This window comes from Mycobacterium sp. 012931 (assembly GCF_000419295.1).
In the GTDB taxonomy this organism is placed as follows: domain Bacteria; phylum Actinomycetota; class Actinomycetes; order Mycobacteriales; family Mycobacteriaceae; genus Mycobacterium; species Mycobacterium marinum.
On record NZ_AOPX01000001.1, the window covers coordinates 3776352 to 3798781 of the forward strand.

The window sequence follows — 22430 nt, forward strand, 5'->3', positions numbered from 1 at the left end:
TCCAGATCCCAGCGTTGCCAGCAAACTCACAACCAGTGTGTCGGTTTGCCGCGAACCGGCTTTCGACTCTCGATCACCACATCGGATCCTGCCAAAATTATCCGATTGGTGCACAACACGTCTCAATTAATTCCTTGGTTCTCGACGGCGGGTTGCGGCGGCTTTAATGGCGCCTTCACCAAGCATTTTAAATCGATATCAGCCCATCCCCGCGACCAATCAGCAAACCTGACATGGGTTCCGGGCGGCGGCCGCCCTGCCGTGTCTCACGACTTCGGTCCAACCTGGGCGAACAGGCCGAATGCCCCAGCAATCCGTCTCACGCCTGCAACACAAGATCGCGTGGTCGATCCGCCCAGCACCACGTCGGACCGGTTGCGAGATACCCGACGCGGCGCCTTCCGGTGTCGGCAATTGCGTCATCGACGCATACCATCCGGTACCGGCGGCCTGTTACGCTCGGAAAAGCCCACCACAAATTGCGCGCCTTTCAAACAATTCGCAGCGGAGGCAAGGCTATGGGTATTCCTACATTCATGATGTTCGACGCGGCGCCTGACGCGTGTGCACCGTATAGCCATGTTGTCGAAAGCGACGGCTGGTTATGGATCACCGGGCAGATGCCCAACTATCCCGACGACCACGCGAAGCCGCTACCGGACGGGATCGAGGCCCAGACCCGCAATGTGATGCACAACCTCGAGATTGTGCTCGGCGAGCTGGGCATCGGTTTCGGCAACGTGGTGCAGACACGCGCCTTCCTCACCGAGTTCAAACGCGACTACGAGTCGTTCAACGGCGTCTATAAGTCCTACTTTGAACCGGGAAAGCTGCCCGCCCGCAACTGTATTGGTGTCACCGCACTCGCGCTGGACGCCTTGGTCGAGGTCGACTTCGTCGCCCGCAGGCCGTAGCGCGGTGCCCGACACCGGGTTACGCCCCGTTCGGCACGGGCTCAAGGCGGGCAGATGAGCCCTTACGGTGGCGGCGTCGTTGCGACCGCCGTGGTGGCTCGCAAGGTACGCCCCGAACACGTCGAGGCCTACCGCGCTTGGCAATCCGAGATTGACGCCGCCACCAGCAGCAGTCCCGGGTTCATCGGAACCGAGACCATTCCCCCGGTGCCCGGTATCCATGATGACTGGGTCATCATCTTCCGGTTCGATTCCAAGGAAAATCTGTCGTATTGGATGCAGTCCGAACGGCGCCGCGAGTTGCTCGAACGCGGCGATCGGCTGCTGGAGACCCCCGCCGAGGAACACACCATGGTCGGCGGCCGGCCGGCCGCCCACGTGGTCACGGTGGTGGCCAGCACAACCCCGCGGCCGGGCCGGGAAACCGAGTTTCTCGCCGCGGAAAAGGCCCTCGAAACGGCGGCGCGGTGCTTCGACGGATTCACCGGCTACGAACTGCTCGAACCCGCTCACGACGGGGGCGCGTGGACCAGTTTGTATCGCTTCACCGAGCCGCGCTACGCCGACGAATGGCTCACGTCGCACACACGCGCCAAGCTGTTGGCTGAACTCAACCAACACATCGAGCGAAACGTCGTGCGCAAGGTGCCCAGTGCCTTCGGCAGTTGGTTCAGTTTCAACGAGGTCGATGGGGCGAACACGCCGAACTGGAAACAGTCGATGACCGTGTTGCTGATGCTCTACCCCACGATCATGTGCATCAGCTACCTCATGACCTACCTGCAGGACAAGGGCGTCCCGTTCTTCTTGCGGACCTTCACTTCCAACATCTTGAGCACCATCACTCTCGGTTTCCTGTTGATGCCGCTTGCCACCCGTGCCCTGAGTTTCTGGCTGAATCCGGGTGTGCCAACACGGATCACGATTCGAGGAACGATCCTCGTCATCGTGCTCTATGCGGTGTTGCTTGGCTTTTGGGCGCTGGTCACTCTCTGAGCCGATGCCTGCTCGCCTCTGCCTCGTCGAGGGGCGCGAGCACGCTGACGGTGATCGGACTGGCCAACAACGCGCTCAGTTGGGCACGGTAGTTGAGGTAATGCTCGGTCGTGCGGTGGTGTTCCAGGGCGGCCTGATCGTCATAGCGCTCGATCAACACCAGCTCGCCGTCCGGCGGCGCCTCGTAGAGGCCGTAGCGTCGACAGCCCTCCTCGGATCGAGTGGGACCGACCATGCCCGCGAGCAGCACCCGCAGATCAGCACGCCTTTCCGGTAGTGGGGCGAATCGCGCGATAACGCTTACTGGGGCGGACACGGGTACCTCCTGTTGGGTGGCTGAGGTCACTTTGACACCGTTGTCACTAAACGTTTATAAACGTTACATGATGACTGCGCCTCCAGCTGCAGGGCCCAGCCGTGGCGCTGCGGCGGAGATGGCCGATGACCAGCGCATATCCCGAATCCCGAGCGAGTGCGATGTAATACGTTTTATGACGTCCGATGAGGATTCCCCCCGACACGATCTCGCCGATGCCGACCTGCGGGTCACCCGTGGCAGCGTGCCGGCGAGTGTCCAGCTTGCGGAGTTGTTGAGGACGCAGATCCTGGAGCGGGCGCTGTCCCCCGGCAGCCGGCTGCCGACCGAGCAAGAGTTGATCGCACGTTCGGGTGTTAGCAGGTCGACCGTGCGCGCCGCGGTTGGAATTCTCGAGGACGAGGGCTGGTTGGTCCGCCGTCAGGGGTTGGGGACGTTCGTCGCCGAGCCGGTGAAACAGGACTTGGAGTCCGGTGTCCGGACGATCACCGAGGTACTGCTGAGCCGGGGGGTGACGCCCCGCGTCGAGGTGTTGGCCCATGCGGTCGTCGCGGCGCCCCAGTCGGTGGGTGCCGCCCTGGGGCGTTCGGAAGTGCTGCGGATTCAGCGCCGCTATAGCGAATCCGATCAACCGCTGGCGATCGTGACCTGCTACCTACCGGCGGATTTGCCCCACGACGCCGTCGAACCGCTGCTCTCAGCCACATCGGTGACCGCGACCACCTACACGATGTGGGAACAACGACTCGGCGTGCGCATCAGCTCGGCCACCCATGAGATTCAGGCGGCCGGAGCCTCCCCGGAAATCGCAGCGGCACTGGGCTTGTCGGAAGGCGCGCCCGTTCTGGTGCTGCGGCGCACGAGTTACACCGACGGGGACAAGCCGCTGGAGGTGGTGCTATTCCACCATCGCCCCGAGCGATACGAATTCTGCGTCACCCTGCCTCGGACGATGCCGGGACAGCGAGCCGGGATGACCGAAAGGTAGACGGTGCCATGCACGAAAACACCAGCAACCCGCCACAACACGGCGGCCCCCAGTTCGGGTTGATCCTGGCGCTGATGACCCAGGGACTGGCGATCAGCGACTATCCCGACATGGTCCGGGTATCCACCCTCGCCGAAAGCTACGGCTTCGATTCCGTTTGGCTCTGCGATCACTTTTTGACCCTGAGTCCCGACGACTACGTCACGCAGGCCGGCATCAGCGGCGAGCACGAGCGCCGCGACGGGCGAGACCGGCCCGCGACGATGCCGCTGCTCGAAGCATGGACAGCGCTTAGCGCACTGGCCCGCGATACCACCTACATCCGCCTGGGGACCAGCGTGCTGTGCAACTCCTACCGCCATCCGGCGGTGCTGGCCAAGATGGCCGCCACGCTCGACATCATCTCCGAGGGGCGCCTGGACCTCGGCCTGGGCGCCGGCTGGTTCGAGCGCGAATTCACCGCCTACGGAATCCCGTTCTTACCCGTCGGGGACCGCGTCACCGGTCTGGGCGAGGCGCTAGAGGTCATCACAGCGATCTGGACGCAGCCCGATCCGGTGTACTCCGGGCGGTTCTACACCCTCGACGGCGCGATCTGTGACCCACCGCCGGTGCAGACACCGCATCCACCGCTGTGGGCCGGGGGTGAAGGCGACCGGGTTCACCGCATCGCCGCCCGCTCTGCGCAGGGAATCAACGTGCGGTGGTGGTCGCCGCAGAAAGTCAAGCAGCGCAAAGACTTTCTGGCCCAGGCCTGCGCCACCGCGCAACGCGACCCCACCACGTTGCGGTTCTCGGTGACCGCCCTGCTCGCGCCGACCGACTCCGCCGAGCAGGAAGCCCAGATCAGGACAGAATTCTCGGCGGTTCCCTACGACGGTCTCATCGTCGGCCCCGCGGATAGGTGCATCGAGCGAATCAACGAATACTACGAGTCCGGGGTGGACACCTTCTTGTTCACCATTCCAGATGTCGCACGGTCGGACTTGATTCATACCGTTGGCCAAGAGGTTCTTCCGGCGTTCGACTAAGCCGCTACCCGGCCTGGCAACAGTTTTCGGTTCACCGAGTAGGCAAGGATGGGTTCTGTCATGCACGCCAAGAGCGGCCGCAACACTGGTGCCGGCCCCTATCTGGAATCGACCGAGTATCTCGACGCCGACCATCCGGTAGTGGCCGAGCTCGCCGCGAGACTCACCCGCGGGGCAGGCTCCGATGTGGAGCGGATCCGGGCGATCTACTTGTATGTCCGTGATCTCCCCTACGCCATTGCCGAGTCTTTCCGCTATCTGGCGGCCGGAGAGCGCACCGCCAGCGCCGTCCTCACCCACGGAGTCGCCTTCTGTATGGGCAAGGCCAGCTCGTTCGTGGCGTTGTCCCGGGCGGCGGGCGTGCCCGCGCGCGTCGCCTTCCAGACGCTGGACTCCCCCGAAAAGGAATTCCTCGCACCGCGCGTTCGCCCGCTGTGGGGCGGCAAACCGGGCCGGCCATTGGCCTGGCACTCACTGGGGGAAGCCTTGCTCAACGGCCGCTGGATCAAGCTGGATGCAACCATCGACGCGCCGACGGCCGCGCGGCTGGGCAAGCCCTACCCGCAGGAATTCGACGGGATCACCGACATCCATACCGTCGAAGGCCCGATCCTGCGCGAAAATGGCAGCTACGCCGACTATCCGCGAGAAGTCGCAGACTGGTATGAGCGCCTCGCTCGCGCGGTCGTCACGGCGCTGAACTCACCCGAAGATCGTCAGGTGATTGCCGAAGACGACGATCTTTGGTCGGGCCCCAAGCGTGCGCAGGTGATGCGTTTCGCGGTTCCCGGGGGCGTCGCCGGCGGTGCCCCACCGCGATGGGTTGGCTATTCGGCGCCGAAGCCGAAAACCGTTGTCGAGTCGTAGGTCTGACCCGGGGTGAGCTCGGTGCTCGGGAAGCCGGGGTGATTCGGCGAATCCGGGTAGTGCTGGGTCTCCATCGTGAATCCCGCGCCTTGGCGGTAGATATGCCCGCTGGTGCCGGTGAACGTCGCGTTGATGAAGTTGGATGTGTAGAACTGCACGCCGGGCTCGGTGGTGGAGACGGTCAGGGTGCGCCCCGTTTGTGGATCCTGCACCCGGGCCGCCTCGATCAATTCGGTGTTGTCGGCGCGGTTGATCACCCAGTTGTGGTCATAGCCGTGGGCCAGCAACAGTTGCGGGTCATTGTCGGTGATGTGCGCGCCGATCGCGGTCGGTGAGGTGAAATCGAACGGCGTGCCCCGCACCGCGGTGATCTGCCCGGTCGGGATCAGGGTGGAGTCGATTGGCGTGTAGTTGTCGGCATGGATGGTGACCTTGTGGCCGTAGACGTCAAGTGCGTCCTCACCGGCCAGGTTGAAGTAGCTGTGATTGGTCAGGTTGATCACGGTCGGCGCGTCGATGCTGGCGTGGTAGTTGATGCGCAGTTGATTGTTCTGATCCAGGGTGTAGGTGACCGTTGTACTCAGTGCCCCGGGAAAGCCCATTTCTCCTGCGGGACTGACATAGTGGAGCTTCAAGCCCACGCTGTCACCGCCTTTTTCCACACTGGCCTGCCACACCTTGGTATCGAATCCGGCGGTGCCGCCGTGCAGGCTGTTACCGCCGTCGTTGATGGGCAGGTGATACTCGTGGCCGTCGAGCGCGAAGACTCCCCCGGCGATCCGGTTGCCGTAGCGGCCGATGATCGCGCCGAAATAGGTCTTGGCGGATCCGGTGTTGTTCAGGTAGCCGGCCAGGGTCGGAAAGCCCAGCACCACATTGCCGATACGTCCGGTGCGATCGGGGACTTCGATCGACTGGATGATGCCGCCGTAAGTCAGGATTCGCACCCGCATTCCGCGCCCGCTGTTGAGCGTGTAGCGGCTCACCGGGGTCGCATCGACCTCACCGAACGGCTCGCTGGTGATCGACGGCGGCCCTGCCGGTGTCGATGCATTGCCGCGGCCCGTGGGCGGGTTGGTTGCCGTGTTGCTGCACGCCGCCAAGCCCGCCACCCCGGCGATGGCGATCAGTTGAAGTCCTCGTCTGCCGCGCATGGGCGCTCCTCGCACTCGTACGAGCAATGCTTGAAACCTGTCGATCGCCGGGGGAAGGCGCGTACCTTCCCGGATGACCGATTTGATGATTCCAAGCTAGACCGGCGCGCCAACGCTGGTCGGGAAGGCACGTCGGGTGCTCAGCGCAATCTCTGATTCCGGCGACCGGGACGACAGGCTGATCGGGGCCACCCGGTCGCGCTGGCGCGCGGTCAACGCACCGCATCTGGTTGCGCTGGTCCGCGCTGGGGCAAAGTTCGGCAACGGCGAACTCGTCGAACGCCCCGACGAGATCGCATGAACCCGCCGCCTCAAGGAAAGCGCTCGCTGGCGGGTCCCTCGTGGGCGACCTACCGGCAGAGCATCGGAGACAGATCCGGGCTGTTCGCAACCCTCGCAGCGGCCTGGGCGCCGGCGAAGGCACTGTATCCGGGCTGCTATCTCGACATCTCGCCCTCGACGGCGATCCCCTCGGTTACCTACGTCGACACCGACCGCCGCGCCGCACGCTACTTCGCCAGTCACGAATTCGCCGTCGCCGAATTGCGGGATCGCACCCGCCCCGGCGTCGAGCCCGATGTGAATTTCCTGCACGCCGACTACACCACCGCACTCGGCCTGGCGCAGGCCCACTTCGACCTGCTAATCTCGCTCTACGCAGGCCCACTGTGGGACCACTGCCAGCGCTACCTCAAACCCCGAGGCCTCTTCCTGGCCAACACCAGCCACGGTGACGCCAGCCTCGCTGCGCTCGACCCCCGACTCGAGCTCGTGGCCGCCGTTCACCACCGCGGTGAGCACTACCGCTTCGACACCGACGCACTCGACAGCTACCTGACCCCGAAGACGCCGACGGCGGCCGACCCCGACGCGATTCGCCGCAAGGGGCGAGAGATCGCCTACACCCGGACCGCGTTCGCCTACCTATTCCGACTGGCCTGACCGAGGCAATCCACCGGTAGTGACTACTTCTTCCACCCGGATTTCGTCGCAGTACGGGACTTTCGGCACTCCCGAGCTGCACGGTTGCCGTGTTGGACTTGCCCGAGACACAAACCGACGACGCTTTGTGCCCAGCAGTTTCCGACTGAAGTGTCGTTGGCGTAGCCACACCTCAGAAGGAGGTTGCCATGTCACTCTCAGCCCCAGCGGTGCACCGTGGGATCGCAGTCGGCGCATTCAGCGCCGCCCTGCTGTTCGGTAGCGCGGCTATCGCCGTTGCGGATCCGCCGGCGAACTGCACGGCCGCTGACCTCGCCCGCACCGCATCCGGTGTTTCCAACGCCACGGCGGACTACCTGTTCAACCATCCCGACGTGAACGATTTCTTCACCGGTCTCAGGGGCCAGGATCGCGATGCGATGAGCGCGAACACGCAGAATTATCTCGACGCCAACCCGTCGGTGAAAGCCGACCTGCAGGGCATCCGTCAGCCGCTGGTTGATTTCAAGGGTCGCTGCTAATAACCCCTGCGCCGAGCGGTTGGGTCTTTGATCCCGCTCGGCCCGTCGGAAGGATGACTGCCATGCGAATCGGACGGATGAGCCTCGCTGCGATTCTCGCGACCGCCCCCGCCGCCGCGGCGGCGATGCTGGGCGCCGCCAGCGCCAGCGCCGCCCCCGGCGTGGAGCGCTGTGTCGACGTGGTTGGGGTGTCCGCCTGCACCAGCGTCGACATTGGCGTACCCAATATCAACGCGGTGGAGAACATCCCCTACGTCCCGGTGCCGAACATCAACCTGCCCAAGGTCAAGGTGAACCCGGGGCACGTCGGTGCGCCGGGGCGCGGACGGTAACGCCGCAGCTTTTCGCGAGCGGCTGCCCGCACCGGTATCGAACGCCGTGGTATTGATGGCCGCCCTGATGGCGCCGGTGCGGCATGGACCCTCGAGTGCGCCGTCAAAGGCCCGCGCCTCTGGCGGGGTCTGGGCCCCCACGCGCCGTGCCGATGCGGTGAGGTACAAGGTGTTCTTGTTGGTCCTCAGCAGCGCCAGGCGCTCTCGGAAGGAGCTCGATTGAACTGGTACACCGGCAACACGACCTATGACACCGTCTTGACGATCGCCCTGGCCGTCGCAGCGTTGGTCATCATCGGCGGCTTGTTTATGCAGAGTCCCTATGGTCGCTTCGGCGCCACCGCGGGCGGGGTGAATCTGAACCCGAAGCTGGGCTGGTGGCTGATGGAGATCCCGGCAACCGTGGTGTTCGCCATCTTCTATCTCACCGGCCCACAGCGATTCGATGCCGCGCCGCTGGTGCTTGCGGCCATCTGGCTGCTGCACTACGGCAACCGGGGCTGGTTCTTCCCCCTGTCGATCAGGCAGGTGCCGGGAAAGCGCAGCAGCTTCAACATCTCGGTGCTCGCGGCCGGAATGGTGATCACCTCGATGCACGGATATCTCAACGGGGCGTTCTTCAGCCACGACTACCGGCATCAGTACGGCACCAAGTGGCTGACCGATCCGCGGTTTCTGCTCGGGACGCTCGTGTATCTGGCCGGATTCGTCCTGCTGGTCTGGTCGGAGTCGATCGTGCGCAATCTGCGGGACAAGAAAAACCCGGGTGCCACCGAGTACCAGATCCCCTACGGCGGCGGGTTCCGGTTCGTCACCAGTCCCGCGTACTTGGGCGAGCTGATCGCCTGGGCCGGGTTCGCCCTGCTGACCTGGTCGCTGGCCGGGGTTGCCATCTTTGCGATCACGGCAGGCAATCTGGTTCCACGAGCGTTCGCCACGCAGAAGTGGTACCGCGAGAAGTTCCCCGACTACCCCGCCGAGCGAAAAGCCTTGATACCCGGGGTGATCTGAGCAGTCGGGGCTCGGTTCCGCGGCTTCGTCTCAGCACAGACCCCCGATGCCCCGGCCCCATTGGCACCGGCCTTGGGAGGCATCAGCCCCCAAGGTTGAACGACAGCTCGGTCGGCGGCCGAGAGTTGTCGAGGATCAGCACCGAACTCTGGCTGTTCACGTCGTCGAAAGGGAAGCCGTAGGCCAGGTTGTTGATGCTGTCGGAATGGAAGAACTCCGCCCAGTTGTTCCACCGCCCGCCTGTCGGGTAGTAGTCGGCGACGTTGGACCATTGGTCGGGCGAGATCGCGACACCCCGGTTGAACGCCGCATCGAGTTCGGCGAGGAACGCCCCCTGTTGGGCGGTGCCCACGAACGGGCCATTGGCGGCGAAGACTTCCGCCGTCGTCGGCTTGACCATCGTGTAGGTCGTGGAGCTGCCCCCGGTGGGGGTCACGCTGTAGACGAACTGGTCGCTGGCGTTGACGCTGCCCTGCACCGTGTACCCGGGCCCGTCGTAGTTGAACTGGTTGGTCTGGTAGGTCGTCCAGAAGTCATTGATCGATGGATCAAGCCAGGTGGACAGGCCTCCCGGCTGGGCGGTCCGCGGGGACAGGATCCGCACCGGGTCCCCGGTGGCATCGTGGACGACAAGTGACTGGAACTCCGTGGGGACCGTGGTCGCAAACTGCTGGAACACCTGAGCCCGCGACAGCGTCAGGCCGCTGGTGCCCGCAAAGCCGCTGGAGTCCTGGGTCACCGTCACCGAGAACGGGAACCCGAACTGGTCCACCTGTGTTGTGTTGCCGCCGAACGGGATTGCGCCGTTGTTGAAGGTCATCTCATACCAGTCATAGACGGTGCTGTAGTTCGGATCGGCCGGGTTGGCCGGGTCGGGACCCGCCCAGCCCATGTTGTCGGGGCTGATGGCGATGTAGAGCGGCTGCTTCATCGAGATGAATACCCGGCCGCCCTGAAATTCCGACGGCGTCGTCAGGTTGCCCGCTTGGTCGAGAGTGAACGACATGTTGGCGTAGTTCACGCCGTCCTTCGTCAGGTGGCCCGGGGCATCGGCGGCGTTGTGGTCGATGGGGTGGGCAACCCCGTTCTGGTCGATCCAAGCCCAGTGGCCGGGTGTCGTCTGGCCGATTTCGGTCACGTAGATCTGGTTGTCGGGCAGACCGGTGTTGTTGATGAAGTCCTCGCGGAATCCGAAACCGCCGCCGCCGGCAGCGCCATTGGTGCCGGTCTGCCCGCCGATGCCCGCGTGACCGGGGCTCCCAAACAGTCCGGCCGCGCCGCCCGCGCCCGCGACGCCGCCAGTGCCGCCCGGACCGCCGGCACCGACCACGCCTTCGGCGTTGACTTGGCCCCCGACGCCGCCCGTGCCTCCGGTACCGCCGCTCTCGCCCGCGGCGCCAGGCGTGCCGGTAACTCCAGTTCCGCCCGCGCCACCGGTTCCGCCATTGCCGAACAAGCCCGCCGCCCCGCCGACACCGCCGGTCTGCCCGGGCGCCCCGGACCCGCCAGCACCGCCGCTACCCCACAAGATCCCGCCGGGCCCTCCGGCTTGACCGGTCCCCGGGGCACCGTTGGCGCCGTTGCCGATCAGCGGGCGTCCCAACAATGCGTTGGTGGGTGCATTGATGAGGTTCAGAGCGTCGCGCATGAGGGTCTGCAAGGACGAGGCACTGGCCGCCTCCGCGGCCGCATAGGCGCCGGCGGAGCCGTTGAGGCTTTGCACAAACTGCTGGTGATAGGTCGCCACCCGCGCACTGATCGCCTGATACTCCTGTGCGTGGGTGCCGAAGAACCCCGCAATCACCGCCGATACCTCATCGGCGCCAGCGGCCAGCACGGCCGTGGTCGAGCCCGCCGCGGCCGCGTTTGCCGCACCGACCGATGACCCGATACCCGCCAGATCCGATGCTGCCGCGGTCACCCACTCCGGCCTCACCATCGCAAATGACATTCTCGTGCCCTCCGACCAACCGCGTGCGCTTGCCCGCCACAATTGCAGAGATAGGCCACAGGTCAACGATGTTGCACAAGTTGAGATAGCCCGTTTTTGCTCTGCGCCGCGGGTTCGTCTCACGCAGACGCCAGAGCAGTGACGACAAGCTGGAATCGGGGAAGACGGATCTCAGCGGTAAGAATCGATCGCACTGCGCTGCCGAGAGGAAAAGGCAGTTCAATGGCGTCCGGTGACGATTGGGCGTGGGGAAATCGTGGCGTCGCGGCCGGGCGCGTTTTCGGTGCGGTCGGCCAGACAACCGCGACGCACCGGCCAGACCTCAAGCGCGACGCATTAAACGAAAACGCTCATTCGTCGGGCCGACCGTGTCGCATTCCGCGACATCGTTGGCAGCTGTCGCGCGACATCGTCAGCATCTCTCCGTTTCGCTAGGTCAGCCAGGTCGATGGCGCAGCTGGTCATCACGGCCGTGGTGGTCGACGGACGCCCCGTCGTTTTAACCTGAGGCTTGGGCAATTCAGGTGACCGGCAAATCAGTAGGGTTTGCAGTGTTGGCCGAACTACACCTTGGAGTTAGGACACTGCTCATGCCAGCACCCACCAGCGGCAAGTGGCGGGATCGCGAAGAGCGGATGCAGCGGACGGCGGCACTGGTCGACCGCCTGCACGCGATCGTCGAGGAACTCGAGCTATTGCATCCGGGTCGGAAATTTCCCCTCGACGGACACCTCGTTGGGTCGTTGGCAGAAGCTGCGGCCGAGACGCTCTTCGATATCACGCTCATGCCGCCGTCGACACCGGGACATGATGCGATCAGCGAGGACCACCGCGCAGTCGAGATCAAGGGCACCTACGGCACCAGCGGCATCGCCATCAGGCCTACTTCCCACGACCATGCCTCGGCCCTGATTGTGCTCCGCTTGTCGCGCAAGTCCGACGAACACCCTGAGGTCGTCTACAACGGTCCGTTCGAAATCGCTGCCGCCGCTGCGGGACCCGTCGGGTCCAACGGGCAAGCACACATCAGCTTGAATCGGCTGCGCGCCCTCAACGAATCCGTCGCTGACGGAGACCGTGTCGCGCGTCGCCGCCAAGGAGGCCCCCTCGTTCTGGATCCCGAATAATCCCTGAGGTCCTGTGATGTCGGGCCATGACGGGCCAAGCATTAGATCTTGCGCGGTTACGGGCCGACCTCGACGGCGCGCGGCGCGCGACGGTCTACTGGCCCGGAATGCGGCGGCGACCGTCAGGCCTCCGCCGACGCCAAGGCCGACGGAGTCAGAGCGGCAGGCGCGTCGGTGTTCGGCTGACGTTGTTCGGCAACTCGGTCCCCGACTGATCCCTCCCCCGAAAAACAAGACCCGCTCCGACGCTGGCAACCCGACGTCACACACTGGCATTTCGCCGATCACAGCGGCGCAGAAATCCTCAACATCATCGACGACCATTCCCGCCTAGCGATCGCTACCATCGCCTGCCCCACCATCACCGGCCCAGACCTCGTCGACACCTTCCTGACCGCCTTCACCACCCGTGCAACCCCCGCAGCACTCCATCAACTCGACCGACTCATCGATGACGGCCCCCGTCGGAAGAAAGCGCAGTCAGCATGGCGACCAGGTGTTGGAACTCGTTCGATCGTCTGGACAGGTCTCGCAACTCCATTGGGCAACTACGAAACAGCTTCATGAACCCACCGGAGGACGACAACCTGACCCATTGACGGTGTTGGCCCGTCGTTGATGGTGTTGGCCCGTCGCCAGCAACGCCGCACCTAACCGGCCGGCCGACTGTCGCATTTCTTTCGTCGTGAGCGTCTCGAAAGCCGCAGCCAAAGTTCTTCCCTCAGCGGGCCAGTTCGACTCGCGCCTCGGTCTTCTGGTCTAGGCCGAAGACCTGGACAGCGGCTGTTTTCCCTTTCAGCACATGGAATCCCCGGTCGATGAGTCCAGGGGGTTGCGACACCAAAGCATCAACGCACTGTTGGGTGAGCAGGATCGTGTCACCGGTGGTCTTGGTGAGTTGCTCGACGCGGGCGGCCACGTTGACGGCATCACCAATCAGGGTGAACTCCAGCTTGCCCCCGCCGCCGATGGTTCCTGCGATGATCACGCCGGTGTTGATCCCAACGCCGATGCGAAGCTCCTGGCCGAATCGCTCAGCAACAAGACGGTGAATCTTCACGGCGGCGCGTAGTGCGGCGTCAGCGTGATCCTGAAGGTCATTTGGTGCCCCGAAAACAGCCAGTGCGCCGTCGCCCAGGAACTTGTTCACGTGCCCACCGACGTCGACGACGCCGGGCACCACGATCTCGAACAGCGCGTTGAGGCGGGCGACCGTGTCCTCGGCGGTGTTGGCTTCGGCAAATGGGGTGAAGTCGCGGATGTCGATGAACATCACGGTGACTTCGCGGCGTTCACCGGTGAACACATCGTCACCCTGCTCGAGCAGTCGGGCCGCCAGAGCTGGATCAACGTAAGTGCCGAACGCGGCGTGAAGTCGTCGCCGCTCGGCCAAACCGGCCTGCATGCGGTTGAACGAGGCGGCCAGCACACCGAGGTCATCGTCTTGAACCACGGGCAAGCGTTGGCTGTAGTCACCGACCGCAACACGTTTGGTGCCTTCGGCAAGGTCGCGAATCGGTTGGAGGGAAGGCGAAAACCCGGCGCCGACGGTGATCCGCAGCCCCATGCCAAACGCCAAGCTAAAGGCGATGACGACAGCGAGCAGGGGAACCTCACCGACCCGATGGAACACAGCCGCCAGCATCGCGCCCGCCAGGGCGAAGACGAAAGCGACGCCCAGCATGAACATGTTGGCCCAGGCGGCAAAAGTCGGGCGAGAGCGCGGCAGGGAATCACCGATCCCCGTATCACCGGCTAACGCGGCCCGCGCTGGCCGTAGGGATACTTCCGAGAAGCTGTGGCTCGCGGCCAGCTGGGTGGTGGCTCCGAGGACGGCACCCCATACGCCGTACTGGACGACCCGCCACCAGGTCGCTCCGGCGATCGCACCGACAACGACCGCAAGGATAGTGGCCCAAACGGCGGTGACGACCATGGCTCGGAAGAACGTTTCCCGAACGTACCTGTAGGTGTCCGCCAGAGCTGTCGCCCGATCGACCTGCTGGGCCGCCGCCCACCGCTCAACGGAGCGGAGTCGGCCTAGGCCAGGAAGAACGATGGCGTACACCAGCACTGGCACGGCCACAACGGTGAGAGCAGCCGTCTCGAAGTAATGATTGGAGTGCTCGTAAGCGGTAATGATCATCGACGCCACGAGCCAGACCGGGAGCAGCGTAAGGTTACTGATTGTAAAGATCGCCCACGAGTACCTCGCACCGTACCGATCCCACGCCCACTGCCAGATGCGGTCCATGCCGGTAGACTAAACGCCGAGCGCCTTGACCTGCGGATACTTCCAGCTATACGAAGTGGTCACCTTGGGCTAATAGAGCCGACAAAAGTCAAATTGGTTGCTCGGCAAGGCATTCGAGTCGGTCGGTGCCTTGCTCCGCGTAGTTCGTGATGGTGCCCACCTTGACCGGCCGTGAACGACCAAATCCGAGAATCCTATGAAGCTGGGCCGGGTGGTCCTTGGCGTAAAGCACCGCGGCAGCGTTCTCCACGTACGAGCGCAACAGTGTGTAGGCGACCAACGGGTTGTCGGCGCCGAGGGCATGGACCGCGCCGTCGTGTAACCCGGCCGCGCGACTCGCCAGACCCATCACAAGAAGGTGCCCGTCGCAAATCATGTCGTTCGTGCGACCAAGAACCTCCTTCGCGTCGTCAAAGAGCCACTGACAAGAGGCGCGGGCTTTCTCAATCCCGGTCGCCCGGTCAACGATGCCGCGAGCCTGCACCGGTTCGGGAGGCTCCCCGGTAGATCCGTCGCACGTCATGGGTCGATTGTCCGCCGCACAGCAAACGGGTTTAGGGGTGCCTTCCAGAGCTGGTTTGGGTCAAACATGTGGGTCAAACGACCGGAAACGGACGGTCAGACGGCCAAAAATGCACGCTGACTTGTGTCGGCCTGTTGCAAAACTATTCAAACCATGACGTAGTAGGTCTTCGTCGACTGGCTGCACTGATCGATACAACACCAAAACGCCCTCTGACCGGCACAAACCCGCCAGCACGGCCACATCGGCTTGACCGGCGACTCTCTCCCGACGCCATCACGGATCTAGTTGCCACCTATCGCTCCGGCACCTCCACCAACGAACTCTGCCGACGCTACGGCGTTTCGAAGGGCGGAGTGCTCAAGATTTTGGCCGACCATGGCATCGCCATGCGCTACCAACCAATGACGGAACGGGAGATCGACCGAGCTATCACACTCTACGTCGAAGAAGGCCTATCCATTCGCGCCATCGCGCACCAGCTTGGCAAGAGTAAGGGCAGCGTCTGGAAGGCACTTCACGAGCGCGGCATTATGATGCGCGCGGCTCACTGATCGACTTTCGGATTAATCTCCCGCTTGGCACTTGGAATACCTGTAGATCGAGACCAGCCAGCAGCAGATCTCACTCCATATTGGTAGCTTAGGCGCGCCGAGTTGGACGCTTGTCGTTGTAGCGGCTGTCGATGGCGCAATCGTTAACCCCGACGCATGAGCGAATTGGTTCCAGCCACGTCCGATCGGAAGCACGACTTTATGCGGCGAGCAGCAAGTCCGCTACGTGCATCGGCATTCGATCGATCGCCCCTGTGCCGACAGACATCCGTCTGAGGTTTCGGTAGAACTGACGCCGCACGTGCATTGGATCAGAGTCGTGGATCTCGGCGAGAAGCTTCTCAAGCTGGTCAGTGTCACCAGGCTTGCTCCCAGTACGCCTTCGAGCAACTGGGAAGTCGGTCTCCGGTAGAAGCCGGTCTAGCGGCAGAGCGGTGAGGATTTCACGGCGCATGGCTGTGTTCACTGAGAAATAGCACCCAAGCGATAGCAGCTCGTCGACCTCTTCGGGCCGGCCGGAAAACCAGTGCATGATTACACCTTGAGTCCGGCGTAGGCGGACGATCTTGGCGACCTCCGCCGTGCAGCCTGCGCTGTGTACTGACAAGAGCACTGGCTCGTCCTTGAGTCGATCGAGTAGTGCATCGAACACTTCCGCCTGATGATGCAGGTTACCGCTTCGACGGTCCATGCCGATCTCTCCGACGATGGCAAAGCCCGTTGCACAACGGGCGAACTCGTCGAGGTCGACAGCTCCGCCACGCGCGACGTATGAGGGGTGTGCTCCGCAGCCCCAGAGGATGTTGTGGTCGCGGCGTTGCGCGGCCTCGACTGCCTCCGCGGGCTCCCGGGTCATGGCAAAGACGATTGCCGTACCAAGCTGAGCGATCTGACGGTTCGTGACGCTAGGCGATACATGCGCGTGACAATCCAAGCTAGGCAGGCCCACTACGTCAGCTCCGCAAGCACTACCGCAAGCTCCGCAAATCCGCGACGGCAGAGCTCAGCGGCTGCCGAGAGGTCAAAGTCATCAGGGTACGGACCATTCTCCAGAAGCGTGAATTCGTCGATCTCGGCCTCCACCCGGCTCATAACTGCCCTGACATCGAGTCCACGTCGGGAGCGAAGCTGGTCAAGTGACGTGCCGGTCAATATCGTTGCAAGGTAAGGAGTCTTGTCCTCAAGACCCGCCGCACGAATCGAAGCCCTACGTGTAAGGCAAGCGACGCAGAGACCGCAGTTCAAGTTAGGATTCCCGCCCTTGTACGTCCGCCCGTCGAGCTTCGCGCACGACAGTGTTGTCACCAACCCTTCAGCGAATGCCGGGCAGACATCCGCCGCTGCCCGCACCAGTTCACCCTTTGTCTGCCATTCGTAAGGGTTCACGAGTTCAATATCGATCCCAGCGTCATCGAGCAGTCTTTGCATCAGGTGCATGGTCCACGGATGCGTGGATCGGGTTGACAACACGCCCCCTCTGTCGTTACCAAGCGAAAGATTGAGCCCTGTAAACCCGTTCTCAGGCACTTCGACGCGATCTATGCCACGAGCATCAGCGAGAGCCACAGCCAGGGCATAGAAGAGGAGTGCACGAGTACGTGTTGTGTTCTCACGCTTGCGACTGGCTTCATTCAGCGAGAGTCGGACACACTCGCCCTCGACCCCGTTGCTAGTCAACCAATTCCATGTGCGCCTCTGGGCGCCAGTCACCGTTGGATTGTCGGTGTGCGAGAGGAACAGTCCGGGCGCGCCCTTCAGCACAGCACCGCTGAACGAGTCGAGCCCGCCGCTGAGAAGTGAGACGGCGTCGGGCACATCATCGGGCGGGATGAACGGCTGCTGGCCCAGGACTGGTCGCGGCGCGGTGGCATCGGATGCGCTCAGTTCCCACGCATCCCCCGACACCCAATCCAGCAATCGTTCAAACTGCGCGAGTAGCGGCGTCCACGCTGCGACATCGGTGAGATGGACATGGACACGCATCGTTCGGGAGAAGCCGGCGCCACGGGGTCGAAGCCGGTCGGCAATGTACGCCGCGCCTGCAAGTCGAACAAGATCGATGACCCGGTCACTGACATCACCGAGTTGTGACAGCCACGCGTTCAGCGACGCGTCGACGTCCGAATCGGACTCCCCTGGCTCTCCCCACCCAACTTGCGTGAAGTCGTGGTGGATCGGCTGCGACTGGACCGGGCGGACCTCTAGGTTCACGGCGTGCCTCCGCCGCGTGCTCGCACCAGCTTAATCACTTCCTTTGTCAGCTCGGCCGCACGCGTTCGCAGATCACGCGGCTGGATGACTCCTCCGCCAGGAATAGGTAGATTCTGGACCCGCTTTTCGAGATAGACACGGATCGTGCGCTCTTTCTTCGCCACGCCATCAGGTGAAAGAGCACCCTCGTTTACCTGTCGCTGTAGCTCCACCAGAGATACCTCAAAGACATAGCTCACAACGAAAGCCCGCAGCGACACCATCTCATCCGGTGGTTCACCCTTCGTCAGAACATCTTTGAGAGCCTCAAGTGACGCCTTGCGTAGTGCCATTTCGTCCGGATGAGCGCCTTCTCCGAGCACCGCGTCAAGAATCTCGGCACACTGCCGTATCGGGCTAAGGCCCTGCAAACGAGTGAGGTCGAGCCCAAGCTCCTTCAAGTAGTCGGCGTCGCCCCTACGAACGGCGTATGCGGCACCGAGCGCGGCGCCGCCACGTACAGCACTCCGAGTCACCTGCCGGCGAGAACCAGAGCCTTGGCGTCCCGCTCCCGAGCGGACCCGTCCGTTGCCTCCACCGTCGCTACCGCCATCAGAGCCGCTGGACCCTCTGCCGGGGCGGCCGAGCCATGGGATCAGCGCGGGTAACGCGATCTTCGATTCGTCGACTATCGGCCGGTGAGGCGAGGGATCGTCGGAATCAAGCGCATCACCGATCGATCCCCAAAGATCTTCCAGAGGTTTCTCGCTTGGCTGCTCGCCGCCTCCCGAATCACCACTGCCAGCGCCCGGCGGGAGGTCAAGAATCTGCTGCCGAGCGTCCTTCCAAACCTGCTTGGCACTCCCGCCATACGAGCCTGAAGTGCCCATTAATTAGTACCTCCATCGAGCACGTTAAGGGCCGCCTGCCTCACCTCTGCATCGATCACCTCGTCTTCAGCCAGTTGTCGCGCCACGGTCGCAATTTCGGGGACCTTTGAACTCGCCATCTCGACGGCATTGCCCACGTCAATCTGCTTCCAGCAGCTCTCTTTCAGTCCAGCGGCAACGTCTTGAGCGAGAGCGGGAGCCGTTCCCGCGATGTCGATAAGCGAGCTGATGGTCGACCCGCCCTCATCTTGTCGGCGCGCCTGGGCGAACAGCGCCTCAATCGCAATGCGCTGATCATCTTCCGACCGCTCGACGAGTTTGTCGACCGCCGTGCGTCGCAGAGTCTCTGAGTCACCGGTCAATTCGGCCAATAGGGCAGCAAGCTCCGCGTCAAGCGGCGTGCCGCTCTGGCGTGTAATAGCAAGCGACGCGGCAAGAGTCAGGTATGGGCCGATTTTCTCCGACGACAGGTCGGGCTCAGCCGCAGCCCATTCTCTACTATCCTCAGAAACGCCCTCGGGCTTGGCGCTGCCCTCTCCCGAAGCCCACTTCTGCCAGGTGTCCAGCAGTGTTTTTCGCTCCAGATCAGGCGTGTTGACCAGCTTCTCGAAATCTACCCTGAAGCGATCTTCGAGCAAGAGCAGCTTCGCGAGAACATCCGCACGAACGCTTACGCCGCGTGCCTGCGCGATTCGGTTTCGGACTTGAAAAGCGTTGAGAAAACGCTTGATCTCACGCGGATTGACGACCTTGTCGCTTCGCAGGCCGTGGACGAGCTGACTTGCGAGTCTGAGTGTGTCGTCATCGGGCTTGGCCGCAAGGCCGTCCATTTCAGACAGCAGCGGAACCTTGTTCGCCTTGCGACGGTCGCTCGCGTGGGCGACGAGGGCCGTGAATGCGTCGTCATCCAATCCGGCCTTCGCAAGCAGAAGCCCGAGGTACGCGTCTGCCTCATGCGCAGGCAGGAACGGCAAAGAAGCCGGCAGCTGGACAATCTTGTCGAGGTAGCGCTGGGCATATCGGCTGGACTCCGGCGACCCCCCGAGGTTCATCGCGATGGCATCACGAACCATGTCCTGATCGGCTGCGATGACGAAAACCATGCCAGACACGGAGAGAAAGAGCTTGATTGCCTCCAAGGTGGCGACCGTCGCGGAGGGCATACAGCGATCCAGGTCATCAACCAAAACGACAATGCGTCGTGTATCCGGCAATGAATCGATCAGCTTGCCAAATTCTGTCTTGAAGCCAGCCATCGATTCAGGTGAGTTGCGCGACTTCGGCTTCAAGGCCTCCGCCAAGCCCGCGAAGTCCAACGTTTGGGTGAGAACTCCTTTCGCCACGACTGTGCCAACCCGTGACCAGCTGATCCGCCCGAGCAGCTCTCCGATCTTCTCGGTTAGGCCGGCATCTTGATCAAAGTGCTCGCGCAAACCGTCGAGCACTTCCGCGATAATGGTGCCCTTGACATCCTCGTGATCATCGAACTCCCACGGGTTTGTACTGACTACGCGGACACCGTCGACGTCGAAGAGCGCGTCGTCAATAAGGTTCAGCACGGTCGATTTGCCGCCGCCCCACTTCGCATGAACCCCAATCGTCAGTGGATCGAGTTCCTCCGCCACGATGGCATCTACGATGGGAGCAACGACAGCGTCGAAGCCCAGCAGATCGACTTCCGAGGGGTTGTCGTCCCAGAGCGGTGTGCGTAATACGTTGTCAGTCATGCGGCAGCAGCTCTCCCCGAAAGTTGTTTACGTGGACCAACCGCCGCGTGCGCTCCCGATGGTCACTCATTGATTCAAGCACGGCGCTGTTCCCAATCCTCCTCCGCCAGCGGAGCGTCGTTCAGCTGGTCACGCCGACTGCGCCAGTCGGGCATGAAACCGTCCATGAGTGTTGTAAAGCGCTCGCCGTGGTTGCGTTCAAGGTAGTGGGTCATCTCGTGGACGAGGATGTACTCCAAGCAGTCTGGGTGCTTCTTGGCGAGTTCGACGTTGATCCAGATATGTCGGGTCTCGCGGTTGCACGATCCCCACTTAGTCTTCATGCGGCGGATGCTCCATCGTGGCACCTTGAGATCGAGCTTTTGCTCCCATTTCGAGATCAGTGCCGGCACAGGGAACGCCGGAGCCCTGAGTGGGCATCGAGAGTGGAATGGACCGTAGTTGCCGACCATTGAGTGACGGTAGTGCGCCCGTTGCAACGAGCGAGGCCATAGGAAAGTTTGTAAGGACGTAGTAAACGAAGCGAACATCTGCGGAAGACGTGTCCGGCATGAACGCAGCCATATTGTTGTCGATACAACTTGGCTGAGCAAGGATCCATTTTCGCTCGAGGAAAACAGCAGCGCCAACCTTCGCGAAGACGATTGCGCCGGTGGGCATGACGATCGTACCGATCTGTTTGCGCTGTGATTCTGAGATGTAGTTGTTCGCCCAAGTCATGAACAGCTGGTTTCCCGCCTTGTTCATGTCAGAGACCTTGAAGAACGGAAACTTGCCAGACGCTGCTCCCTGATGGCTCACTGGAAAGCCGCTCCCGCCCTTGAAGTAGCCAACATCCCCGGCGTGCAGATCTCGCCAGGGCTTCGCGTACCCGGGCAGCCTTGTTCGGCCGGTCAGGAGCTGCTGCATCATCCCCTCCTTGATCGCCTGCTTCTTTGCAATGAGGCGTTCGAAGGTCGAGATCAGCGAATCAGTGTCCATGAGGCGCGCCGCAATCGCCTGTTGCTCAACACGGCCAGGGACTGCGAACAGAAGACTGCGGAGAGTCAAGATAGATAGTTCTTGCCGCGTCGAACCAACTGCAGCCTTCTTCAAAGTCTGCCGAGCTTCAGATGATTGAAGCAGCTGAAACCAAAACTCCGGGTCATGCTCGGCGCGGAGCCGTATCCGCGCGACATCGCGACTGATGTTTCCACGAAATCCTTTGGGAACGAGGCCTATACGTCCGGTTGTTCCCTTGACAGAAACCAGTAGATCGTCACCTGCAACCCGGCTTCTACGATAGGCAGCTTCGATAGCTGGAGCGCTGCGATGCAACTTTGCCATCGAGGGCCTTGGAAGATCTCGAATTGCTACGACAGGCACTCCGCCCTGCGTATTCGGCCCTGGTTGAACGATGCCGTAGCCGATAGGCGCATCCGGTCGTGTCGCGTCAGAAAGAGTGACCCGGTACCAGTCATCTTGTGTCAGCCCAGTCGTCATTTGACCCCCATCGCTAAAAGGTGCTGGGCGACCTTCGCCTGGACGTCGGCAAGCTCCGAGTCGAGCGCGCTGACCGTCTGGGCGTAGCGCTCCCCGAGCTGCTGGATACGCGCCACCAGGTTGTGGGCGAGTGACGTAACCTCGCCGGCAATCCGGCTCCTGACTGTCGCATGCCACTTCTCGTCCAGCACGAGGGAGTTCACATCGTCGTCTTCGGTGAGATTGCCGTACTCCTTCAACACGGCGGCATCGAGTTTTGCCTGGACGTCCTTGACTGCTTTCTTGGCCGCTGCGTCGGCGTCGTAGAGCTTGATCAGGTGCTCGAGCGCCTTGATCTCATCGGGGTCAGATTTCTCGCGCTTAACGACGCGTAGCCGCGCCGCGGCGAGCGCTTTGGTGATCTTGTCCTCGTCCATCGCCGCCGCCAGCAATCCATCCTCGACGGCGTGCTCCTCGACGTATTCCTCGACGGCCTGGGTTGCGACCTCGGCCCTTGCGGTCAGTTCATCGATCTGAGCCTGGGTGTCGTAGTAGTAGGTGGACACCATCAGCGCGGGCGGAACCAAGTCCATCTTGTACTTAATGGCGCTGCGACCGGAGCCCATGACGAGATCAGGTGTCTCGGATAGCTTGCGGTCTTTGTCCTCAATTGTCTTGCGG

24 protein-coding genes are annotated in these 22430 nt (G+C 62.7%); 12 read left to right on the forward strand and 12 right to left on the reverse strand.

The window, feature by feature from the left end:
• Positions 1-518: 518 nt before the first annotated feature.
• Entirely contained in the window at positions 519-914 is a 396-nt protein-coding gene (locus tag MMSP_RS16625) for a RidA family protein (RefSeq protein ID WP_020787573.1), read from the forward strand.
• Between the two features lie 54 nt (positions 915-968).
• Positions 969-1910, forward strand: coding sequence for an antibiotic biosynthesis monooxygenase (locus MMSP_RS16630; RefSeq protein WP_020787574.1), 942 nt, complete (start codon positions 969-971; stop codon positions 1908-1910).
• Here the strand turns inward: MMSP_RS16630 and MMSP_RS16635 are convergent.
• Positions 1900-2226, reverse strand: a complete 327-nt coding sequence (locus MMSP_RS16635; RefSeq protein ID WP_036427354.1) for a putative quinol monooxygenase — start codon at positions 2224-2226, stop codon at positions 1900-1902. The genes MMSP_RS16630 and MMSP_RS16635 overlap by 11 nt on opposite strands.
• A 175-nt stretch (positions 2227-2401) precedes the next feature.
• Between MMSP_RS16635 and MMSP_RS16640 the strand changes: the two genes are divergently transcribed.
• From MMSP_RS16640 to MMSP_RS16650, 3 genes are read left to right on the forward strand one after another with little or no spacing between them, the layout of a single operon-like run.
• On the forward strand, positions 2402-3214 hold the full coding sequence (locus MMSP_RS16640) for a GntR family transcriptional regulator (protein WP_015355389.1): 813 nt from the start codon (positions 2402-2404) through the stop codon (positions 3212-3214).
• A gap of 8 nt (positions 3215-3222) precedes the next feature.
• Entirely contained in the window at positions 3223-4245 is a 1023-nt protein-coding gene (locus MMSP_RS16645; RefSeq protein ID WP_020787576.1) for an LLM class flavin-dependent oxidoreductase, read from the forward strand.
• Positions 4246-4305: 60 nt separating this feature from the next.
• Positions 4306-5112 carry a transglutaminase family protein gene (locus tag MMSP_RS16650; RefSeq protein WP_020787577.1) on the forward strand — a complete coding sequence of 269 codons (807 nt, stop codon included), beginning with the start codon at positions 4306-4308 and terminating at the stop codon, positions 5110-5112.
• Here the strand turns inward: MMSP_RS16650 and MMSP_RS16655 are convergent.
• A complete protein-coding gene (locus MMSP_RS16655) occupies positions 5073-6266 on the reverse strand; it encodes an aldose epimerase family protein (RefSeq protein ID WP_020787578.1) in 1194 nt (397 codons plus the stop codon). The two genes, MMSP_RS16650 and MMSP_RS16655, sit on opposite strands and share 40 nt — an antisense overlap.
• A 136-nt stretch (positions 6267-6402) precedes the next feature.
• Between MMSP_RS16655 and MMSP_RS26910 the strand changes: the two genes are divergently transcribed.
• The 5 genes from MMSP_RS26910 to MMSP_RS16680 all read left to right on the forward strand — a co-directional run bounded on the left by MMSP_RS26910 (position 6403) and on the right by MMSP_RS16680 (position 9072).
• A complete protein-coding gene (locus tag MMSP_RS26910; RefSeq protein ID WP_020787579.1) occupies positions 6403-6567 on the forward strand; it encodes a hypothetical protein in 165 nt (54 codons plus the stop codon).
• Positions 6564-7208, forward strand: a complete 645-nt coding sequence (locus MMSP_RS16660) for a hypothetical protein (RefSeq protein ID WP_020787580.1) — start codon at positions 6564-6566, stop codon at positions 7206-7208. The genes MMSP_RS26910 and MMSP_RS16660 overlap by 4 nt, the downstream gene beginning before the upstream one ends.
• A 188-nt stretch (positions 7209-7396) precedes the next feature.
• Positions 7397-7729, forward strand: a complete 333-nt coding sequence (locus tag MMSP_RS16665; protein WP_020787581.1) for a heme-binding protein — start codon at positions 7397-7399, stop codon at positions 7727-7729.
• Between the two features lie 62 nt (positions 7730-7791).
• On the forward strand, positions 7792-8061 hold the full coding sequence (locus tag MMSP_RS16670; RefSeq protein ID WP_015355384.1) for a hypothetical protein: 270 nt from the start codon (positions 7792-7794) through the stop codon (positions 8059-8061).
• 219 nt (positions 8062-8280) lie between these two features.
• The gene (locus MMSP_RS16680) at positions 8281-9072 is read left to right on the forward strand and encodes a methyltransferase (RefSeq protein ID WP_020725152.1); all 792 of its coding nucleotides are present in this window, start codon (positions 8281-8283) and stop codon (positions 9070-9072) included.
• An 82-nt stretch (positions 9073-9154) separates the two neighbouring features.
• Here MMSP_RS16680 and MMSP_RS16685 read toward each other — a convergent pair whose 3' ends face one another.
• A complete protein-coding gene (locus MMSP_RS16685) occupies positions 9155-11023 on the reverse strand; it encodes a beta-1,3-glucanase family protein (RefSeq protein ID WP_036426638.1) in 1869 nt (622 codons plus the stop codon).
• Positions 11024-11613: 590 nt separating this feature from the next.
• Between MMSP_RS16685 and MMSP_RS16695 the strand changes: the two genes are divergently transcribed.
• Positions 11614-12150, forward strand: coding sequence for a hypothetical protein (locus MMSP_RS16695; protein WP_020787585.1), 537 nt, complete (start codon positions 11614-11616; stop codon positions 12148-12150).
• A 721-nt stretch (positions 12151-12871) separates the two neighbouring features.
• Here MMSP_RS16695 and MMSP_RS16700 read toward each other — a convergent pair.
• Together MMSP_RS16700 and MMSP_RS28645 are read right to left on the reverse strand one after the other, a co-directional pair.
• The gene (locus MMSP_RS16700; protein WP_036426639.1) at positions 12872-14404 is read right to left on the reverse strand and encodes an adenylate/guanylate cyclase domain-containing protein; all 1533 of its coding nucleotides are present in this window, start codon (positions 14402-14404) and stop codon (positions 12872-12874) included.
• An 88-nt stretch (positions 14405-14492) separates the two neighbouring features.
• Positions 14493-14753: a hypothetical protein gene (locus MMSP_RS28645; RefSeq protein WP_231507272.1), complete on the reverse strand. Its 261-nt coding sequence runs from the start codon at positions 14751-14753 to the stop codon at positions 14493-14495.
• 242 nt (positions 14754-14995) lie between these two features.
• Between MMSP_RS28645 and MMSP_RS16710 the strand changes: the two genes are divergently transcribed.
• The gene (locus tag MMSP_RS16710) at positions 14996-15481 is read left to right on the forward strand and encodes a helix-turn-helix domain-containing protein (protein ID WP_036426641.1); all 486 of its coding nucleotides are present in this window, start codon (positions 14996-14998) and stop codon (positions 15479-15481) included.
• 199 nt (positions 15482-15680) lie between these two features.
• Here MMSP_RS16710 and MMSP_RS16715 read toward each other — a convergent pair whose 3' ends face one another.
• The 7 genes from MMSP_RS16715 to MMSP_RS28650 all read right to left on the reverse strand — a co-directional run bounded on the left by MMSP_RS16715 (position 15681) and on the right by MMSP_RS28650 (position 22342).
• Positions 15681-16430, reverse strand: a complete 750-nt coding sequence (locus tag MMSP_RS16715) for a TatD family hydrolase (RefSeq protein WP_036426643.1) — start codon at positions 16428-16430, stop codon at positions 15681-15683.
• A complete protein-coding gene (locus MMSP_RS16720) occupies positions 16430-17692 on the reverse strand; it encodes a hypothetical protein (RefSeq protein ID WP_036426645.1) in 1263 nt (420 codons plus the stop codon). The genes MMSP_RS16715 and MMSP_RS16720 overlap by 1 nt, the downstream gene beginning before the upstream one ends.
• Positions 17689-18561 carry a hypothetical protein gene (locus tag MMSP_RS16725; protein WP_036426646.1) on the reverse strand — a complete coding sequence of 291 codons (873 nt, stop codon included), beginning with the start codon at positions 18559-18561 and terminating at the stop codon, positions 17689-17691. The genes MMSP_RS16720 and MMSP_RS16725 overlap by 4 nt, the downstream gene beginning before the upstream one ends.
• The gene (locus MMSP_RS16730) at positions 18561-20288 is read right to left on the reverse strand and encodes a P-loop NTPase fold protein (RefSeq protein WP_020787591.1); all 1728 of its coding nucleotides are present in this window, start codon (positions 20286-20288) and stop codon (positions 18561-18563) included. The genes MMSP_RS16725 and MMSP_RS16730 overlap by 1 nt, the downstream gene beginning before the upstream one ends.
• 74 nt (positions 20289-20362) lie before the next feature.
• Positions 20363-20680 (reverse strand): M48 family metallopeptidase, encoded by a 318-nt coding sequence (locus tag MMSP_RS16735; protein ID WP_020787592.1) that lies wholly within the window; start codon positions 20678-20680, stop codon positions 20363-20365.
• Positions 20601-21770 carry a restriction endonuclease subunit S gene (locus tag MMSP_RS26190; RefSeq protein WP_084472591.1) on the reverse strand — a complete coding sequence of 390 codons (1170 nt, stop codon included), beginning with the start codon at positions 21768-21770 and terminating at the stop codon, positions 20601-20603. The genes MMSP_RS16735 and MMSP_RS26190 overlap by 80 nt, the downstream gene beginning before the upstream one ends.
• Entirely contained in the window at positions 21767-22342 is a 576-nt protein-coding gene (locus tag MMSP_RS28650) for a hypothetical protein (RefSeq protein ID WP_235065775.1), read from the reverse strand. Before MMSP_RS28650 ends, MMSP_RS26190 begins: the two co-directional genes overlap by 4 nt.
• Positions 22343-22430 lie beyond the last annotated feature (88 nt).

Excerpts from the sequence above, each read along its gene's own strand:
- MMSP_RS16625 (WP_020787573.1), top strand. The coding sequence starts at position 519 with ATGGGTATTCCTACATTCATGATGTTCGACGCGGCGCCTGACGCGTGT.
- MMSP_RS16630 (WP_020787574.1), top strand. The coding sequence starts at position 969 with ATGAGCCCTTACGGTGGCGGCGTCGTTGCGACCGCCGTGGTGGCTCGC.
- MMSP_RS16640 (WP_015355389.1), top strand. The coding sequence starts at position 2,402 with ATGACGTCCGATGAGGATTCCCCCCGACACGATCTCGCCGATGCCGAC.
- MMSP_RS16645 (WP_020787576.1), top strand. The coding sequence starts at position 3,223 with ATGCACGAAAACACCAGCAACCCGCCACAACACGGCGGCCCCCAGTTC.
- MMSP_RS16650 (WP_020787577.1), top strand. The coding sequence starts at position 4,306 with ATGCACGCCAAGAGCGGCCGCAACACTGGTGCCGGCCCCTATCTGGAA.
- MMSP_RS16655 (WP_020787578.1), bottom strand. The coding sequence starts at position 6,266 with ATGCGCGGCAGACGAGGACTTCAACTGATCGCCATCGCCGGGGTGGCG.
- MMSP_RS16660 (WP_020787580.1), top strand. The coding sequence starts at position 6,564 with ATGAACCCGCCGCCTCAAGGAAAGCGCTCGCTGGCGGGTCCCTCGTGG.
- MMSP_RS16665 (WP_020787581.1), top strand. The coding sequence starts at position 7,397 with ATGTCACTCTCAGCCCCAGCGGTGCACCGTGGGATCGCAGTCGGCGCA.
- MMSP_RS16670 (WP_015355384.1), top strand. The coding sequence starts at position 7,792 with ATGCGAATCGGACGGATGAGCCTCGCTGCGATTCTCGCGACCGCCCCC.
- MMSP_RS16685 (WP_036426638.1), bottom strand. The coding sequence starts at position 11,023 with ATGTCATTTGCGATGGTGAGGCCGGAGTGGGTGACCGCGGCAGCATCG.
- MMSP_RS16695 (WP_020787585.1), top strand. The coding sequence starts at position 11,614 with ATGCCAGCACCCACCAGCGGCAAGTGGCGGGATCGCGAAGAGCGGATG.
- MMSP_RS16700 (WP_036426639.1), bottom strand. The coding sequence starts at position 14,404 with ATGGACCGCATCTGGCAGTGGGCGTGGGATCGGTACGGTGCGAGGTAC.
- MMSP_RS28645 (WP_231507272.1), bottom strand. The coding sequence starts at position 14,753 with ATGGGTCTGGCGAGTCGCGCGGCCGGGTTACACGACGGCGCGGTCCAT.
- MMSP_RS16725 (WP_036426646.1), bottom strand. The coding sequence starts at position 18,561 with ATGGGCACTTCAGGCTCGTATGGCGGGAGTGCCAAGCAGGTTTGGAAG.
- MMSP_RS16730 (WP_020787591.1), bottom strand. The coding sequence starts at position 20,288 with ATGACTGACAACGTATTACGCACACCGCTCTGGGACGACAACCCCTCG.
- MMSP_RS26190 (WP_084472591.1), bottom strand. The coding sequence starts at position 21,770 with ATGACGACTGGGCTGACACAAGATGACTGGTACCGGGTCACTCTTTCT.
- MMSP_RS28650 (WP_235065775.1), bottom strand. The coding sequence starts at position 22,342 with ATGGACTTGGTTCCGCCCGCGCTGATGGTGTCCACCTACTACTACGAC.